17 protein-coding genes are annotated in these 15,703 nt (G+C 69.1%); 13 read left to right on the top strand and 4 right to left on the bottom strand.

Annotation, left to right across the window (positions count from 1 at the left end):
- Positions 1-142 precede the first annotated feature (142 nt).
- Positions 143-313: a hemin uptake protein HemP gene (locus tag AAHM41_RS10945; RefSeq protein WP_342236567.1), complete on the bottom strand. Its 171-nt coding sequence runs from the start codon at positions 311-313 to the stop codon at positions 143-145.
- 246 nt (positions 314-559) lie between these two features.
- Between AAHM41_RS10945 and AAHM41_RS10950 the strand changes: the two genes are divergently transcribed.
- The gene (locus tag AAHM41_RS10950) at positions 560-877 is read left to right on the top strand and encodes a hypothetical protein (RefSeq protein WP_342236568.1); all 318 of its coding nucleotides are present in this window, start codon (positions 560-562) and stop codon (positions 875-877) included.
- Between the two features lie 23 nt (positions 878-900).
- Here the strand turns inward: AAHM41_RS10950 and AAHM41_RS10955 are convergent, their stop codons facing one another.
- Entirely contained in the window at positions 901-1,416 is a 516-nt protein-coding gene (locus AAHM41_RS10955; protein WP_342236569.1) for an adenine phosphoribosyltransferase, read from the bottom strand.
- 93 nt (positions 1,417-1,509) lie between these two features.
- Between AAHM41_RS10955 and AAHM41_RS10960 the strand changes: the two genes are divergently transcribed.
- The 6 genes from AAHM41_RS10960 (at position 1,510) to AAHM41_RS10985 (ending at position 6,235) form a co-directional block, all read left to right on the top strand.
- Positions 1,510-2,664: an ABC transporter permease gene (locus AAHM41_RS10960; RefSeq protein WP_342236570.1), complete on the top strand. Its 1,155-nt coding sequence runs from the start codon at positions 1,510-1,512 to the stop codon at positions 2,662-2,664.
- Between the two features lie 2 nt (positions 2,665-2,666).
- Positions 2,667-3,500, top strand: a complete 834-nt coding sequence (locus tag AAHM41_RS10965) for an ABC transporter ATP-binding protein (protein ID WP_342236571.1) — start codon at positions 2,667-2,669, stop codon at positions 3,498-3,500.
- A 1-nt stretch (position 3,501) separates the two neighbouring features.
- Positions 3,502-4,479 carry an MlaD family protein gene (locus AAHM41_RS10970; protein ID WP_342236572.1) on the top strand — a complete coding sequence of 326 codons (978 nt, stop codon included), beginning with the start codon at positions 3,502-3,504 and terminating at the stop codon, positions 4,477-4,479.
- Positions 4,480-4,481: 2 nt separating this feature from the next.
- Complete coding sequence (locus AAHM41_RS10975; RefSeq protein ID WP_342236573.1) at positions 4,482-5,153, top strand: ABC-type transport auxiliary lipoprotein family protein; 672 nt, start codon at positions 4,482-4,484, stop codon at positions 5,151-5,153.
- A 113-nt stretch (positions 5,154-5,266) separates the two neighbouring features.
- Complete coding sequence (locus AAHM41_RS10980) at positions 5,267-5,404, top strand: hypothetical protein (protein ID WP_342236574.1); 138 nt, start codon at positions 5,267-5,269, stop codon at positions 5,402-5,404.
- Between the two features lie 69 nt (positions 5,405-5,473).
- Positions 5,474-6,235, top strand: a complete 762-nt coding sequence (locus AAHM41_RS10985) for a DeoR/GlpR family DNA-binding transcription regulator (RefSeq protein ID WP_342236575.1) — start codon at positions 5,474-5,476, stop codon at positions 6,233-6,235.
- Between the two features lie 30 nt (positions 6,236-6,265).
- Here AAHM41_RS10985 and AAHM41_RS10990 read toward each other — a convergent pair whose 3' ends face one another.
- On the bottom strand, positions 6,266-6,877 hold the full coding sequence (locus AAHM41_RS10990; protein ID WP_342236576.1) for a hypothetical protein: 612 nt from the start codon (positions 6,875-6,877) through the stop codon (positions 6,266-6,268).
- A 199-nt stretch (positions 6,878-7,076) separates the two neighbouring features.
- On the opposite strand from AAHM41_RS10990, the gene AAHM41_RS10995 reads away from it, so the two are divergent.
- On the top strand, positions 7,077-8,615 hold the full coding sequence (locus AAHM41_RS10995; RefSeq protein ID WP_342236577.1) for a capsule assembly Wzi family protein: 1,539 nt from the start codon (positions 7,077-7,079) through the stop codon (positions 8,613-8,615).
- A gap of 19 nt (positions 8,616-8,634) precedes the next feature.
- Here the strand turns inward: AAHM41_RS10995 and AAHM41_RS11000 are convergent, their stop codons facing one another.
- Positions 8,635-10,095 carry a mannose-1-phosphate guanylyltransferase/mannose-6-phosphate isomerase gene (locus tag AAHM41_RS11000; protein WP_342236578.1) on the bottom strand — a complete coding sequence of 487 codons (1,461 nt, stop codon included), beginning with the start codon at positions 10,093-10,095 and terminating at the stop codon, positions 8,635-8,637.
- 209 nt (positions 10,096-10,304) lie between these two features.
- Here AAHM41_RS11000 and AAHM41_RS11005 point away from each other — a divergent pair, with 209 nt between their 5' ends.
- The 5 genes from AAHM41_RS11005 (at position 10,305) to AAHM41_RS11025 (ending at position 15,594) form a co-directional block, all read left to right on the top strand.
- Positions 10,305-11,255, top strand: a complete 951-nt coding sequence (locus AAHM41_RS11005; RefSeq protein ID WP_342236579.1) for a substrate-binding domain-containing protein — start codon at positions 10,305-10,307, stop codon at positions 11,253-11,255.
- 100 nt (positions 11,256-11,355) lie between these two features.
- Entirely contained in the window at positions 11,356-12,882 is a 1,527-nt protein-coding gene (locus AAHM41_RS11010; protein WP_342236580.1) for a sugar ABC transporter ATP-binding protein, read from the top strand.
- Positions 12,883-12,893: 11 nt separating this feature from the next.
- On the top strand, positions 12,894-13,913 hold the full coding sequence (locus tag AAHM41_RS11015) for an ABC transporter permease (protein ID WP_342236581.1): 1,020 nt from the start codon (positions 12,894-12,896) through the stop codon (positions 13,911-13,913).
- A 98-nt stretch (positions 13,914-14,011) separates the two neighbouring features.
- The gene (locus AAHM41_RS11020; RefSeq protein ID WP_342236582.1) at positions 14,012-14,374 is read left to right on the top strand and encodes a YciI family protein; all 363 of its coding nucleotides are present in this window, start codon (positions 14,012-14,014) and stop codon (positions 14,372-14,374) included.
- A complete protein-coding gene (locus AAHM41_RS11025; protein WP_342236583.1) occupies positions 14,371-15,594 on the top strand; it encodes an RNA polymerase sigma factor in 1,224 nt (407 codons plus the stop codon). The genes AAHM41_RS11020 and AAHM41_RS11025 overlap by 4 nt, the downstream gene beginning before the upstream one ends.
- The last annotated feature ends 109 nt before the right edge of the window (positions 15,595-15,703 follow it).

Consider the following 15,703-nt stretch of genomic DNA (forward strand, 5'->3'; position numbering starts at 1 on the left):
CGACAGGACATGCGAAAACGCGGCCGAAACATGGGCCGCCTGGGCTGCTGAAGCATGACGAGAACCTGTTCGAACGACGGGTCCTCGCGCAGACCTGGCGGCGGGCGGTGCCCGGCTTGCTGGGGGCGCGAGCGAGAGAGGGCTACTTGGTCAGGATCAGCTTGCTGTTGCGGGTGATCCGCAGGCGGTAGACGTCGTCGCCGTGCTGGATGGTCAGCTCGCGGCGGGCGCCGAACAGGTCGCGCGTGTCGAGGCTGGCAGTGGCGGGCCGCTGCGGCGGCTCGACGGCATGCGCTGTGGGTTGATCCAGCATGGTCCCCATCCACGGTGAGATTGATCGGACAATCGATGTTGAGAGTCATTCTCATATCCATGCATGCCGGTCAAGCAAATGCGTGTCATTCCTAATTGCATTTATCGAAAACGCCTCGCATCAATGCGGAAGCAGGGCCGGAAACCTTGCGAAACGCGATGCTTGGTGCCGGCGGCTCCCATGCGCATATAATGTGGCATCAGCGGAAGCCGGTGAGGGCGGGTGCGGATGGAGACAGGGCTGGCGATGACCGAGGTTCAGGAGATCGAGCGCAGGCCGGCGGAGCGGCCGGTGCAGCCTTCAGCTGGTCTTCCCGTCTGCGAGGACCGCGTGGTCGAGCGCTTCCTCGACCGTCCCGCCGCGCCGCGCAGCGATACCGACTTCCTGCGCCGGCTCAACCGCAGCCTGTTCGACGAGCCCGAATACCGGCCGAGCGTGCCGAGCCTGCGCAGCCTGGTCGCGGTGGCGGTGGTGGCGCTGCTGGCCGTTGGGGCCGCCGCGCTGATCGGCACCGCCTGGCACGATCTGGGCGGCGACCGGGCCACGGAGCAGGAGGCGCGCTGATCCGCGGATCCGGTCCGATGGCCTCAGCTGTCGTATTGCAGCAGCGAGATGATCGGCGCGTCGACCTTCTCGCGGCCGCCGAGAAAGGACAGCTCGATCAGGCAGGCGGCGCCGCGGACATCGGCGCCGACCCGGCGCAGCAGCTGGATCGCTGCGGCCATGGTGCCGCCGGTCGCCAGCAGGTCGTCCAGCACCACCACCCTCATCCCCGGCTTGATCGCGTCCGCCTGGATCTCGATCGCGTCCGACCCGTATTCGAGCTGGTAGAGATGGCCGATCGTCTCGCCCGGCAGCTTGCCGCGCTTGCGGCACATCACGAAGCCGCAGCCTAGTACATAGGATAGTGGCGCCGCCGCCAGGAACCCGCGAGATTCGATGCCGACCAGCATGTCCGGTTGCCACTCGTGGATCTTGGCCGCCAAGCTGTCGACGGCATGCCGCCACGCTTGCGGATGGGCCAGAAGCGGCGAGATGTCGTAGAACAGGATGCCTGGCTTGGGAAAATCCGGGATACCGCGTATGTGCGACTTGAGATCCATGAGACGTCCTTGGTTGCGGGCCGGAGCGACCCTGCATCGTAGTGCCTGCGGCCCGAAAGGCAATTCGCAGGTGCGGCAGCCGGGGGCTGCGCGGTGACGACAGCGGCGGCGGCCGCGGACGCCGAGGCCCGGATCGACAGCCGCGTCGAGCGCGGCGTCACCCGCCTGCGCCTGGAGGGGCCGTGGGTGACGCGGGCGGCGGCGCCCCTGGACCGCGAGCTGTCGGAGCTGGTGCAGAGTTCGGTGAAAGGCGAGGTGGTGCTGGACCTGTCCGGCGTCACCCGGCTCGACACGGTCGGCGCCTGGCTGGTGCACCGCACCCAGGAGGATCTCGCGGCAGCCGGCGCCACGGTCCGGGTCGAGGGCGTCTCGGACGACCAGAAGGGCCTGCTCGAGGCCGTGTCGCGGGTCGAGCGCGACGAGCCGATCAAGCGTCCCGACCGCAACATCCTGTACGAACTGGCGTTCCGCACCGGCAAGGCGACCTACCATTTCCGCGACGAGTCCCTGGCGCTCCTCAGCTTCCTCGGCATGCTGGTGGTGAAGAGCATCAACACGCTGCTGCATCCGAGCCGGATCCGCATCACCGCGCTGGCGCACAACATCGAGGCCACCGGCCTCAACGCCATGCCGATCGTCGGCCTGCTGTCCTTCCTGATCGGGGTCGTACTGGCCTATCAGGGGGCGGACCAGCTCAGCCGCTTCGGCGCCCAGATCTTCGTGGTCAACCTGCTCGGCGTCTCGGTGCTGCGCGAGCTCGGCGGCCTGATCACCGCGATCATCGTCGCCGGCCGCTCCGGCTCGGCCTTCACCGCCCAGATCGGCACCATGCAGGTCAACCAGGAGGTCGACGCGATGGAGACGCTGGGCCTCGATCCGATCGAGGTGCTGGTGATCCCGCGGGTCTTCGCCCTGGCCATCACCCTGCCGCTGCTGACCTTCTACGCCAGCATGATGGCGATCTTCGGCGGCGCGTTGATGTCGTATTTCGTGCTCGACATCAGCGGGCCGCAGTTCCTGCAGCAGTTCAAGGCGGCGATCAGCGTCGGCACCTTCTGGGTCGGCATGGTCAAGGCCCCGGTCTTCGCCTTCGCCATCGCCATGGTCGGCTGCTATGAGGGGCTCAAGGTCTCCGGCAGCGCCGAGAGCGTCGGCCGGCTGACCACCCAATCCGTTGTCGTCTCGATCTTCCTGGTGATCGTGCTCGACGCCCTGTTCTCCATCCTGTTCGCCACCCTGGGAGTCTGATCATGAGCGAGGACTCCCGGGCGCCGGGCCGGGCGCCGGACGACGACGCGGTGATCCGCGTGCGCGGGCTGAAAACCCAGTTCGGCGCCCAGGTGATCCATGAGGGGCTGGATCTCGACGTCCGGCGCGGCGAGGTGCTGGGCGTGGTCGGCGGCTCCGGCACCGGCAAGTCGGTGCTGCTGAAGGAGATCATCGGCCTGATCCGGCCCGCCGCCGGGTCGCTCGAGGTGCTTGGCGTCGACATGGACCAGGCCGACGAAGCGGAGCGCAGGGCGGTGCAGCGGCGTTGGGGGGTGATGTTCCAGGACGGCGCCCTGTTCAGCTCGATGACCGTGGCCGAGAACATCCAGGTGCCGATGAAGGAGTACACCCGCCTGTCGCACCATATGATGGACGAGCTGGCGCGGGTGAAGATCGCCATGGCCGGCCTGGCCTGCAGCGCCGGCATCAAGCACCCCTCCGAGCTGTCCGGCGGCATGCGCAAGCGCGCGGCGCTGGCCCGGGCGCTGGCGCTGGACCCCGAAATCCTGTTCCTCGACGAGCCGACGGCAGGCCTCGACCCGATCGGCGCCGCCGCCTTCGACGAGTTGATCTCGGAATTGCAGCGCAGCCTCAGGCTGACGGTGTTCATGGTCACCCACGATCTCGACAGCCTGGTCACGATCTGCGACCGCATCGCCGTGCTGATCGACAAGAAAGTCGTGGTCGACACCTACGAGAACCTGCTCAAGGTCGACCATCCCTGGATCCAGGAATACTTCCACGGGCCGCGCGGCCGCGCGGCGGCGGCCGAGCATGCCGCCCTGGAGCATGCGCATACGGGAGCAGAGGGCTGAGATGGAGACGCGTGCGAGCTATGTCGCCGTCGGCAGCTTCGTCCTGATCCTGATGGTCGGGCTGGTGGTGTTCGCCGTCTGGCTCGGCGGGTCCGGGCTGCGCGAGAATGCCGAGCGCTACCTGATCTACTTCTCCGGCAACGTCACCGGCCTGCAGGAGGGAAGCCAGGTGCGCTATCGCGGCATCCCGGTCGGCACCGTCGAGGACGTCCAGATCGACCCGTCCAATGTCGAGCGGGTGCAGGTCCGGATCGCGGTCCGGCCGAAAACGCCGATCGTCAAGGGCAGCGTGGCGTCGCTCGAGATCCAGGGCCTGACCGGCGGCGCCTTCGTCCTGCTCAGCGGTGGCGTCCAGGGCGCGCCGCCGCTGGAGAAGGAGGAGGGCAAGGAATACGCCGTCATCCCGTCCCGCCAGTCCGGCCTGCAGGCGATCGTCGACACCGTGCCGCAGCTGCTCGACCGGCTGTCGGACATCAGCCGCGAGGTCCAGCGGATCTTCTCCGAGGACAACGTCCGCAACATCTCCGAGGTCCTGGGCAATGTGAACACCCTGACCGCGGCGCTGGCGCAGCGTTCGGCCCAGCTGGCGAGCACGATCGAGCGGATCGACACGCTGACCCAGAATGTCGACGGGCTGGTCACCGACGCCCGGGCGGACCTCAACAAGCTCACCACCGGTGCGACCGGCTTCCTGTCGACCACCGACACCCAGGTCAACGCCGCGGTGGCCGATGCCCGGGCGATGATCGCCTCGCTGCGCCAGAGCGCCGATGGCGTGGCCCGGCTGCTGAAGCAATCCGGCCCGGGGGTGGAGAGCTTCTCCACCGACGGGCTCTACGAGATCACCCAGCTGATCACCCAGCTCCGGCAATTGACCGACAACCTGAACCGGACCCTGTCCCGGCTCGACCGCAGCCCGGCGCAGTTCCTGTTCGGCGGTACGTCCGGCGGCGTACCGCCGGAAGGCACCTCGAGGTGAAGATGAGTTTCTCCCCCCTGTCCCGGCGCCACTTCCTGCGGCAGGCCGCCCTCTCCTCGGTCGCGGCCGGCCTCGCCGGCTGCGGCGGGATCAGCGCCCTGGCCCCGCCGGCGCCGCAGGTCTATGAGCTGACGCCGAAGAGCACCTTCGACCCGGGCTTGCCGAAGGCCAGCTGGCAGCTCCTGGTCGACATGCCGACCGCCAATGCCGGCATCGACACCGACCGGATCGCGATCAGCGAGAGCCCGACCGCGCTCGACTATTTCGCCAAGGTGGCCTGGGTCGACCGGGCCCCGGCGATGGTCGTCGGCCTGCTGGTCGAGAGCTTCGAGAACACCGGCAAGATCGTCTCGGTCGGCCGGCAGATCTCCGGCCTGCGCGCGAACTACGTGCTGCAGCCCGAGATCCGCGAGTTCCGGGCCGAGCGCTGGGACGGCCAGCCCTACCGGGTGCGGGTGCGGATCGGCGCCAAGCTGGTGCGCTTCCCGCAGCGGACGATCATCGGCGGCGAGAGCTTCGAGCGGGTGATGGAGGTACAAGGGCCGGAATTCACCGATGTGATCCGGGCCTGGGACGACGCCCTGGGCGGCGTGCTGAAGCAGGTGGTCGAATGGACCCTGCGCACCGGCGAGCGCGATGACCGGGCCGCTGGCCGGCCACGACGGCAGACCTGAGCAAGGACCGGAGCAGGGTGAAAAGCGCGCCGGCCCTCTCGGGGGGGCGGCGCCGCACGTCAGCGGATCGGCTGTGTCGTCAGCGGGTGACGGTCTGCCAGAAGAAGAAGGCGATGACGCCGATGATGATGACCCACTCTGCACCCATGATCCGGTCCATCCCCGTGTTTCTTGCCGCCCTTCATAGCACGGCATGGCGCGATCGCAAGGCGCTCGCGGCCGCGTCGTGTCCGGCCGATGTTCGCAAGTGAAAATATTGGCATCGTTTCCGCTTCCCCATTAGCATTCTTTTTCGTCCAGCCACGGGAAGAAGAGCGGCCATGAACGCCACGGCGCGACAGAGCCAGATCGTCGATCTGGTCCGCCAGGAGGGCTATGTCACGGTCGAGACCCTGGCCGACCGCTTCCAGGTGACGCCGCAGACCATCCGCCGCGACATCTCGCTGCTGCAGGACCGGGCCCTGCTGCGGCGCTTCCACGGCGGCGTGACGGCGCCGGGCAGCGTCGAGAACTTCGCCTATTCGACCCGACAGGTGCTGTGCCTGGAGGAAAAGCGCCGGATCGCCCGGCTGGTGGCGCGGCAGGTGCCGGACAACGCCTCGCTGTTCCTCAACATCGGCACGACGACGGAGGAGGTGGCCCGGGCGCTGCTGGGCCATCGCGGCCTGCGGGTGATCACCAACAACATCAACGTCGCGAACATCCTGTATTCGAATGCGAGCTGCGAGGTGATCGTCGCCGGCGGCGTGGTCCGGGCCCGGGACGGCGGCATCGTCGGCGAGGCGACGCTCGACTTCGTCCGCCAGTTCAAGGTCGATGTCGGGATCATCGGCATCAGCGGCATCGACGGCGACGGCACGCTGCTCGACTACGACTACCGCGAGGTACGGGTGGCGCGGGCGATCATCGACAATTCGCGCCAGGTGTTCCTGGTGACCGACCACACCAAGTTCGGCCGCAACGCCATGGTGCGGCTGGCCTCGATCGGCGAGATCCATGCCCTGTTCACCGACCGGGCCCCGCCGGCGCCCTTCAGCGAGGCGATAGCCGCCACGACCTGCCGAGTCCACGTCGCCGACTAGCGCCGATTCGGAGCGGTGCCGGCCGCTTCCTCAGATCACCTTGTCCTGCTGCAGCCGGGAGACCAGATCCCTCGCCGCCCGGGCGGCGAGATCGGCGAAATTGCTGTTCGAGCCGCCGCGCGCGACAGCCTCGCCCTTCCAGATGGCGGCACCGCCGCCCGCCTCCTGCAGCGTGGCGTCATAGCGGGCCGTCGGCTCCTCGATCCAGCGGCCGCTCGTCGTCAGCCCGGCGAAGGGGCCGGGATAATAGCCGAACCCGTAGCCGTAATACGGGAAGAACGGGTCTCCGACATAGGTCGGCGGCAGGTAGCGGGCGACCGTGGCGCGCTGGTCGACGGCGATGCGCAGCACGGCGCGCACGCCGGCCGTCCGGATCGCTGCGGCTTCGGCGGCTGGGCCGCCGGGGCGGGTGGGCGGCGCCAGGTCGATCATCCGCCGGGCCTGCACGCCGCGGGCGGCCAGCTCGGCGACGGCCGCGCTCTCCAGCGCTTCGCGTTCCCCCAGCCGCGGCGTTTCCGCGACCACCACGATCGAGCGGATCGGCGCGCCGCCGCGATAGGCGGGGTCGACATAGCCGGCCACCTGCGTCTGCGCGCAGGCGCCGAGGAGCAGGACGGCCAGGGCAAGGACAAGGGCGCGCATAACGCCTCCTGAGAATCGATCTCAAAGAGATGGCGCCGCGGATCGCAGCCGCCAAGGACCTTCGTTACCATTGTGACAAATTTGTCGCTCACCCGAGGGGACCGTGGCGGAGAAGCACCTGTTAAGCCACGCGGCGGCTGGGCTTGCGGGGGCGTCTTGTGTATGAGGGCGAGGTATTCGGGGCCGTCCGGGGGGAATAATGGCCGTTGCGAGGAAGATTGCCATAGCCGTTGCCGCTGCCGTGATTTCGGCCAGCACCGTGGCGGCGACGACGGGAACGGCCACGGCCAGCCCTTGGGCTGAGCCAGGTGATTCAACGCTGCGCAACGACATCCACATCCTGGAGAACTTCCGCCTCATCGACGGCGTGCTGAGCGCCTGGCCGCTGCCGTGGGCGCAGATCACCTATCGCCTGGCCAAGGCCGATCGGGATTCGCTGCCGCCCTATGCCCAGGCGGCGCTCGACCGGGTCCGCGCCCGGGCCGCGGCCGAGACCCGGCAGGGCCAACTGCATGCGGAGCTGCGGGCCGACCTGACCAACCAGCCCGCTTTGGTGCGCGGCTTCGACTACACGGCGCGGCAGCGGGGCGAGATCTCCACGTCCTTCGAATATATGGGCGATTCGACCGCGCTGCGGCTGTCGCTGGGCGCCTATTCCCGCTTCGCCAAGGGCGACAGCCCCTGGTACTACGCCGGCGAGGATGAGTTCCAGCCGTCGCTGGACGGCACCTATATCGCTCAGCGGGTCGACAACTGGATCCTCTATGCCGGCTGGCTCGACGAGTGGTGGGGGCCGGGCGAGACCACCAGCATGATCCTCTCGACCAACGCCCGGCCATTCCCGAAGGTCGGCTTCATGCGGTCCAACCCGCATGCCTTCGAGACGCCGTGGCTGAGCTGGATCGGCCCTTGGCAGTTCACCGGCTTCCTCGGCGTCCTGCCGGACAGCCGGCAGGTGTCCAATCCCCTGATGTTCGGGCTGCGGCTCTCGATCAGCCCGATCCCGGGGCTGGAGCTCGGCGGTTCGCGCATCATGATGTTCTGCGGCAGCGGCCGGCCCTGCGGCCTCAGCACCTTCTTCGACGGCTTTTTCGGCAACACCAACGTGGATCCCTCGCAGCAGGCCCTGGACCCGGCCAACCAGATCGCCGGTTTCGACGCCCGCTACAGCAACCAGATCTTCGGTCAGCCCTTTGAGATCTATGGCGAGCTGACCGGTGAAGACGCGGCCTATTCCGACATCGGCCTGCCGCTGCCGTCGCGGAACGCCGGCGTGCTGGGCGCCTCGCTGTGGAACGGCTGGGGCGACGACGGGGCCATGTGGAAGCTCAATGTCGAATACTCGAATTCGACCGCGAACTTCCTGAACGACAAGATCTACGGCTATTTCTACGAGAGCGGCGCCTATCCGGACGGCTACCGCTTCTATGACCGCGCAATAGGCGACAGCCTCGACGCCGACGCCGAGCTGTTCGGTGTCACCGGCACCTTCATTGACACCGACAACTGGACCTACAAGGTCTCCTACTCCCACGCCTTCCTGAATCCGAAGAACGCCACCACCAACAGGGTCACCAAGACCAAGGAAGACATCAACATCGTCGATCTCGGCGTCTCGATCCCGATGCGGCGCAACACGGTCGGCATCAATCTGCGGCTGCAGGACGATTCACCGAACAGCCCCGGGGAGCAGAAGCCGATGGCGGCATTGGGCGTGTCGACGACGATCCGCTTCTGATCGTCGCCGACGCCGCGCCTCAGGGCTCCTCGAGCCGGACGACATCGTCCTCGCCGAGATAGGGTCCGGTGCGGACTTCGATCAGCTCGAGATCGATCTTGCCGGGGTTCTCGAGCTTGTGGTCGGTGCCGATCGGCAGGTAGACGGCCTCGTTCTCGCGCAGGATGCGGGACTGGCCCTCCATGGTGACGCGGGCGGTGCCGGAGAGCACGACCCAGTGTTCGGAGCGGTGGTAGTGGCGCTGCAGGGCGATGGCCTGGCCGGGATGGATCAGGACGCGCTTGACCTGGAAGCGGTCGCCGGCATGCAGCGACTTGACGGTGCCCCAGGGCCGGTAGATCTCGCGGTGGATCACGGCCTCGGGCCGCTTGGCGGCCTTGAGCCGGTCGGTGATGGCCTTGACGTCCTGGACCTGGTCCTTGGCTGCGACCAGCACGGCGTCGTCGGTGGCGATGACGATGGCGTCGTCGAGGCCGATCACGGCGGTGAGGATGCCGTCGGAGCGGACCAGGCAGTTGCGCGAGGACAGGGTGAGGGCATCGCCCTGGGTCAGGTTGCCGTCGGCGTCGCGGTCGCCGACCTCCCACAAGGACGACCAGGAGCCGACATCGGTCCAGCCGATCGAGGCCGGGACGATGCCGGCGTGGTCGGTCTTCTCCATCACCGCATGGTCGATCGAGATCGACGGGGCCTGGACGAAGGCGGCGGCATCGAGGCGGAGGAAGGTGAGATCGCGCGAGGCGGCCTTGAGCGCGGCGTCGGCGGCGGCGAGGACCTGGGGCGCGTGGCGGGCGCATTCGGCCAGGTACTGGCCGGCGGTGAACAGGAAGATGCCGGCGTTCCAGAGATGGCGGCCTTCGGCCAGGAAGCGCTCGGCGGTCTCGCGCGGCGGCTTCTCGACGAAGCGGGCGACGGTGCGGGCGCCGGGGGCCTCGGCGATGGCGTCGCCGGGCAGGATGTAGCCGTAGCCGGTCTCGGGCGCGGTCGGCTGCATGCCGAAGGTCATCAGATGGCCGGCGCGGGCAGCGGGGGCGGCGGTGGCGATGGCGGCGCGGAAGCCCTTGGGATCGGCGATGTGGTGGTCGGCGGGCAGCACCAGCATCAGGGTGTCGGGGTCGCGGTCGGCCAGGAAGCGGGCGGCGACGGCGACGGCGGGCGCCGTGTTGCGGGCCGAGGGCTCGAGGATGATGGCATCGGGGAAGACGCCGATCTGGCGCATCTGCTCGGCGACGATGAAGCGGTGGTCGTCGGCGCAGATGAACACCGGCGGGGCGAAGCCGTCGGCCTCGCCGACCCGGGCCACCGTCTCCTGGATCATGGTGCTGTCCGACACCAGCGGCAGGAACTGCTTGGGATAGCCGGCCCGCGACAACGGCCACAGCCGCGTCCCGGACCCGCCGGACAACACCACCGGCACCACCAGTTGGCTGCCGGCCTCCGCCGTCGCCGCCGGCCGCTCGACCATCTTTGTCTTCGCCATCGTCCACTCGTCCCGTGCGGCCTCGATCGGAACGCTTATCCGCCATCCGCCCCCGGTCTGTCCAACGCCGCCGCACCCCGAGCGGTCCGTTGACAGTGGCCGAACAATCATCCGACAATTTAAGCTGAACAAAGAGTCGGGATCGCGGCGCGGCACCGCCCCCGACAGCCTGAACAAAGAGTCGGGCAAATCGCCGTGGAGGAGAGCTCATGACTGGTACGTTGCAGCGCGCCCTGCTGGGCGCTGTTCTGGCGGTCGCGATCGCCCTGCCGGCGGCGGCGCAGGACAAGAAGACCATCCTGACATCGGTGCCCAGCCTGGGCTTCCCGTTCTTCGTCCACATGATGAACGAGCTGAAGGCCGAGGCGCAGAAGCTGGGCGTCGCCTCGGTCGAATCCGATGGCCAGAACAGCGCGCCGAAGCAGACCGCCGATGTCGAGGCGGCGCTGGTGCAGAAGGTCGACGGCATCGTGATCAGCCCGATCGACGTCAACGCCATGGCGCCGGTGCTGACCGAGGCGGTGGAGGCCGGCGTGCCGGTGGTGACCATCGATCGCCGCGTCACCGGGGTCGACGGCATCCTGGCCCATGTCGGCGCCGACAACGTGCTGGGCGGCGAGGCCCAGGCGAAGTGGCTGATGGACAACTATCCGAACGGCGCCACCATCGTGAACCTGCAGGGCCAGCCGGGCGCCAGCCCGGCGATCGACCGCAACAAGGGCGTGCACAATGTCCTCGACGCCCACAAGGACAGGTACAAATTCGTGGCGGAGCAAACCGCCAACTTCGCCCGCGACCAGGGGCTGAGCATCACCGAATCGATCCTGGCCGGCCTGTCGACGCCGCCCGACGTGATCGTCGCCGCCAATGACGACATGGCGCTCGGCGCGCTCGAGGCCGTGCGTGGCCGCAACCTGCAGGACAAGATCAAGATCATCGGCTTCGATGCGCTGCCGGAGGCGCTGGGCAGCATCCGCGACGGCGGCCTGGCCGGCACCATCGAGCAGTTCCCGGGCGGCCAGAGCCGCAAGGCGGTCGAGGTGCTGGTCGACTATCTGAAGACCGAGAAGAAGCCGGATCCGTCGCTGATCCTGCTGACCCCGATCGCCATCACCAAGGCCAATCTCGACAAGGCCGAGCGCATCGGCGAGGTGAAGTAGCTCGTAGGTTGGGTTCGCGGTACCGCGAACCCAACAGAACGGCTCGAACGTGTTGGGTTCGCCACGGCTAACCCAACCCACGCCGCATCGCAGGAACACCATGACCGAACCGCTGCTGCGCATGACCGCGATCACCAAGCGCTTCCCGGGCGTCGTCGCCCTGGACGGCGTCGGGCTGGAGGTCGCGGCCGGTGAGGTGCATGGCCTGCTCGGCGAGAACGGCGCCGGCAAGTCGACGCTGCTGAAGATCCTGTCCGGGGCGCAGGCGCCGGACGGCGGCAGCATCGTCTTCGCCGGCGAGACGGTCAGCTTCGCCGCGCCCTACGAGGCGCAGCGGCGCGGCATCGTCACGATCTACCAGGAGTTCAACCTGATCCCGAGCCTGACGGTCGGGGAAAACATCCTGATCGGGCGCGAGCCGGGGCGGGCCGGGCTGGTCGACTGGTCGGCGATGCACCGGGCGGCGAAGGCGGCGCTGGACCGGATCGGCCTGGCCATCGATCCGCGCCGGCTGGTGCGCGACCTCAGCGTCGCCGAGCAGCAGATGGTCGAGATCGCCCGCGCCTTGTCGATGGAATCGCGGCTGATCGTGATGGACGAGCCGACATCCGCCCTGAGTTCCACTGAGGTCGATCGGCTGATGGCGATCATCCGTGCCCTGCGCGGCCAGGGCATCGCCGTGATCTACGTCACCCACCGGCTGGACGAGGTGATGACGGTCTGCGACCGGGTCACGGTGCTGCGCGACGGCAGGCTGGTCGGCAGCGCGCAGGTGGCCGAGATCACGGTCGATGCCATCATCCGCATGATGATCGGGCGCGACCTCGGCGTCCTGGCCCGGATCGAGGGCGGCGCGGCCCAGGGTGGCCCGCCGGCGCTGCGGGCCGAGGGCATCGCCACCGAGCGCAGTGCGCTGAACCCCCACGCCACCGTGCTGCACGACGTCTCGCTGGCGGTGCAGCGCGGCGAGATCCTGGGCATCGCCGGGCTGGTCGGGGCAGGGCGGACCGAGCTGGCCCGCGCCGTGTTCGGCGCCGATTCCCGCACCGGTGGCCGCGTCCTGGTGGAGGACAAGCTGGTCGAGATCCGGTCGCCGGCCGACGCCATCCGCCATGGCATCGGCCTGGTGCCTGAGGACCGCAAGCAGCAGGCGCTGTTCCTGTCGCTGGCGATCCGCAGCAACCTGGCCATCGCCGCGCTCGGCAAGCTGGCGGGGCTGTTCGGCTATGTGCCGGACAGCCGGGAGCGGGGGCTGGTCGAGGAATACCGCCGGGCGCTCGGCATCCGCATGGCAGGGCCGGAGCAGCAGATCGCCAACCTGTCCGGCGGCAACCAGCAGAAGGTGGTGCTGGCGCGCTGGCTGGCGCTGCGGCCGAAGGTGCTGATCGTCGACGAGCCGACCCGCGGCATCGACGTCGCCGCCAAGGCCGAGGTGCACCAGCTGCTCGGCCGGCTGGCGCGGGAGGGCATCGCGGTGATCGCCATCTCCTCCGAGCTGCCGGAGGTGCTGGCGATCAGCGACCGCATCGTCACCATGTGCGAAGGCCGGATCACCGGCGAGCTCGGCCGCGCGGAGGCCGACGAGGAAACGCTGATGCGGCTGATGACGCGCCGCAGGGCGGCATAGGAAAGACCAAGATGGCGCAGGGCACGACACTTCCGGATCGGGGCGGCTTCGACCTGTTCGGGCTTCTGGCGCGGTTCGCGCCGCTGATCTTCCTGGTGGTGCTGATGGCCGGCTTCGCCATCGCCGAGCCGCGCTTCATCTCCACCGTCAACCTGCTGAACGTGCTGCGCCAGGTCTCGATCTACGGGCTGCTGGCGATCGGCATGACCTTCGTCATCCTGACCGCCGGCATCGACCTGTCGATCGGCGCCGTGCTGGCCTTCTGCGGCCTCGCCGCCGCGATCGTCGCCAAGGGCAGCGCCACCGGCAATTTCGCGCTCGGCAGCGAGGAGGCGCAGGGCTGGGGCTGGGGCGCCGCCGCCCTGGTCTCGATCCTGCTCGGCATGGCCGCGGGCGCGGTGCAGGGTGTGGCCATCACCCGGCTGAAGGTGCCACCCTTCGTGGTGACGCTGGGCGGCATGTCCGCCTTCCGCGGCGCCGCGCTGCTCTTGTCCGGCGGCGGGCCGATCAGCGGCTTCGACGCGGATTTCCGCTACTGGGGCCAGGGCAAGATCCTGGAGATCCCGGTGCCGGTGCTGGTCTTCCTGGGCTTCGCCGTGCTGGCCCATCTGGTGCTGCGCTACAGCCGCTTCGGCCGCCAGGTCTATGCCGTCGGCGGTAACCCGGAGGCGGCGCGGCTGTCCGGGCTGAAGGTGCGGCGGGTGCTGCTCAGCGTCTACGTCATCATGGGCTTCTTCGTCGGGCTCGGCGCCTTCGTGCTGTCGGCCCGGCTGAACTCGGCCGAGGCGGTGGCGGGGCAGGGCTACGAGCTGACCGTGATCGCCTCGGTGGTGATCGGCGGCACCAGCCTGTTCGGCGGCATCGGCACCATCTTCGGCACGGTGATCGGCACCGTGCTGATCGGCGTGCTGCTGAACGGCCTCGTGCTGCTGAACGTCTCCTCCTACATCCAGCAGATCATCATCGGCGTGATCATCGTGCTGGCCGTGGCCTTCGACACCTTCGCCAAGTCGCGCCGCCGGCGGGTCTAGCCGCCGCGGATTTTTTCGCGGACGATGTCGAAAGGCCTTCTGCCGGCCCGTCATGGGGGTGAGCGAGACGCGCTCGACCCCATGCGATGGAGACGATCATGCAGTACGCCCTGCTGTTCCAGCAGACCCCCGAGGAATTTGCCGCCCGCCGCGACCCGGAAAAGCACGCCGCCTTCTGGGCCGCCTTCATGCCCTATATGACGGCGTTGAAGGAGGCCGGAATCGTGGTCGCCGGCGCCGGGCTGGAGCCGCCGGCCACTGCCACCTCGATCCGCATCGGCGGCAGCGGGCGGCAGGTGCAGGACGGCCCCTTCGCCGACACCAAGGAGCAGCTCGCCGGCTTCTTCATCATCGAGGTGCCGAACCTGGACGTGGCACTCGACTGGGCCTCGCGCTATCCGGGCGGTCCGGGCGGCGGGGTCGAGGTGCGGCCGGTGGCACCGCCGAAGCCGCAGCAGTGAGCACGGACACGCGCCGCGCGGTCGAACGGGCGGCGCGTGACTCTTACGGCCGGCTGGTGACCTTCCTGGCCGCCCGCTCGCGGGACATCGCGGCGGCGGAGGATGCGCTGGCCGACGCCTTTCGGATCGCCCTGGAGACCTGGCCGCGCGACGGCTTGCCGGACCGGCCGGAAGCCTGGCTGCTGACCGCGGCGCGGCGCCGGCTGATCGACGGCGCCCGCCATCTCCAGGTGCGGGCCGAGGCCGTGCCCGATCTCCGCATCGCGGCGGAGGAGGCCGAGGCTCTGGCCGAATCCGACCGCTTCCCGGACGAGCGGCTCAAGCTGCTGTTCGTCTGCGCCCATCCGGCGATCGACCCGGCGATCCACACGCCCCTGATGCTGCAGACCGTGCTGGGGCTCGACGCGGCGCGCATCGCCTCGGCCTTCCTGGTCAGCCCGGCCGCCATGGGCCAGCGCCTGTCGCGCGCCAAGGCCAAGATCCGCGACGCCGGCATCGGCTTCGAGCTGCCGGAGGCGAAGGAGCTGCCGCCGCGCCTCGACGCGGTGCTGGAGGCAATCTACGCCGCCTATGGCAGCGGCTGGGACGACGTCGCCGGCGCCGATCCGCGCCGCCGGGGCCTGGCGGCGGAGGCGATCGATCTCGGCCGGATGCTGCGGCCGCTGCTGCCGGCCGAGCCTGAGGTCGAGGGGCTGCTGGCCCTGATGCTGCATTGCGAGGCCCGGCGGGAGGCGCGCCGCAGCCCGGCCGGAGATTACGTCCCGCTGTCGGAGCAGGACACGGCGCGGTGGTCGGCCCCGATGATGGCGGAGGCGGAGCGCATTCTGTCGGCCGCCGCCCAGGATCGGCGCTTCGGGCGGTTCCAGCTCGAGGCCGCGATCCAGTCCGTCCACGCCCAGCGGGCCCGGACCGGCCGGACCGACTGGGAGGCGATCGCCCTGCTGTATGAGGGGCTGGTGCGCCTGGCCCCCACCATCGGCGGGCGGGTCGGCCAGGCCGCCGCCATCGCCGAGGCGCGCGGCGCCGCGGCGGGGCAGGCGCTGCTCGACACGATCCCGGCCGAGGCGGTGGCGAGCTACCAGCCGTACTGGGCCCTGGCCGCCCATCTGCTGCGCCGGCTCGGCCAGCCGGCTGACGCGGCCTATGAGCGGGCGATCGGCCTGTGCGAAGACCCGGCGATGCGGGCATTCCTGCTGCGGCGGTGGCGGGATCGATCGTAGGGCGTGCTCCGCGCGATCGCTTCGGCGCGTGATCCGATCCAACATCACCCCGCTGTAAACACATTGTTCAGTTGTATTAATTTGTGATTTCGTTCATGCTATGTTCCAT

The sequence above is a fragment of the Inquilinus sp. OTU3971 genome, assembly GCF_038440215.1.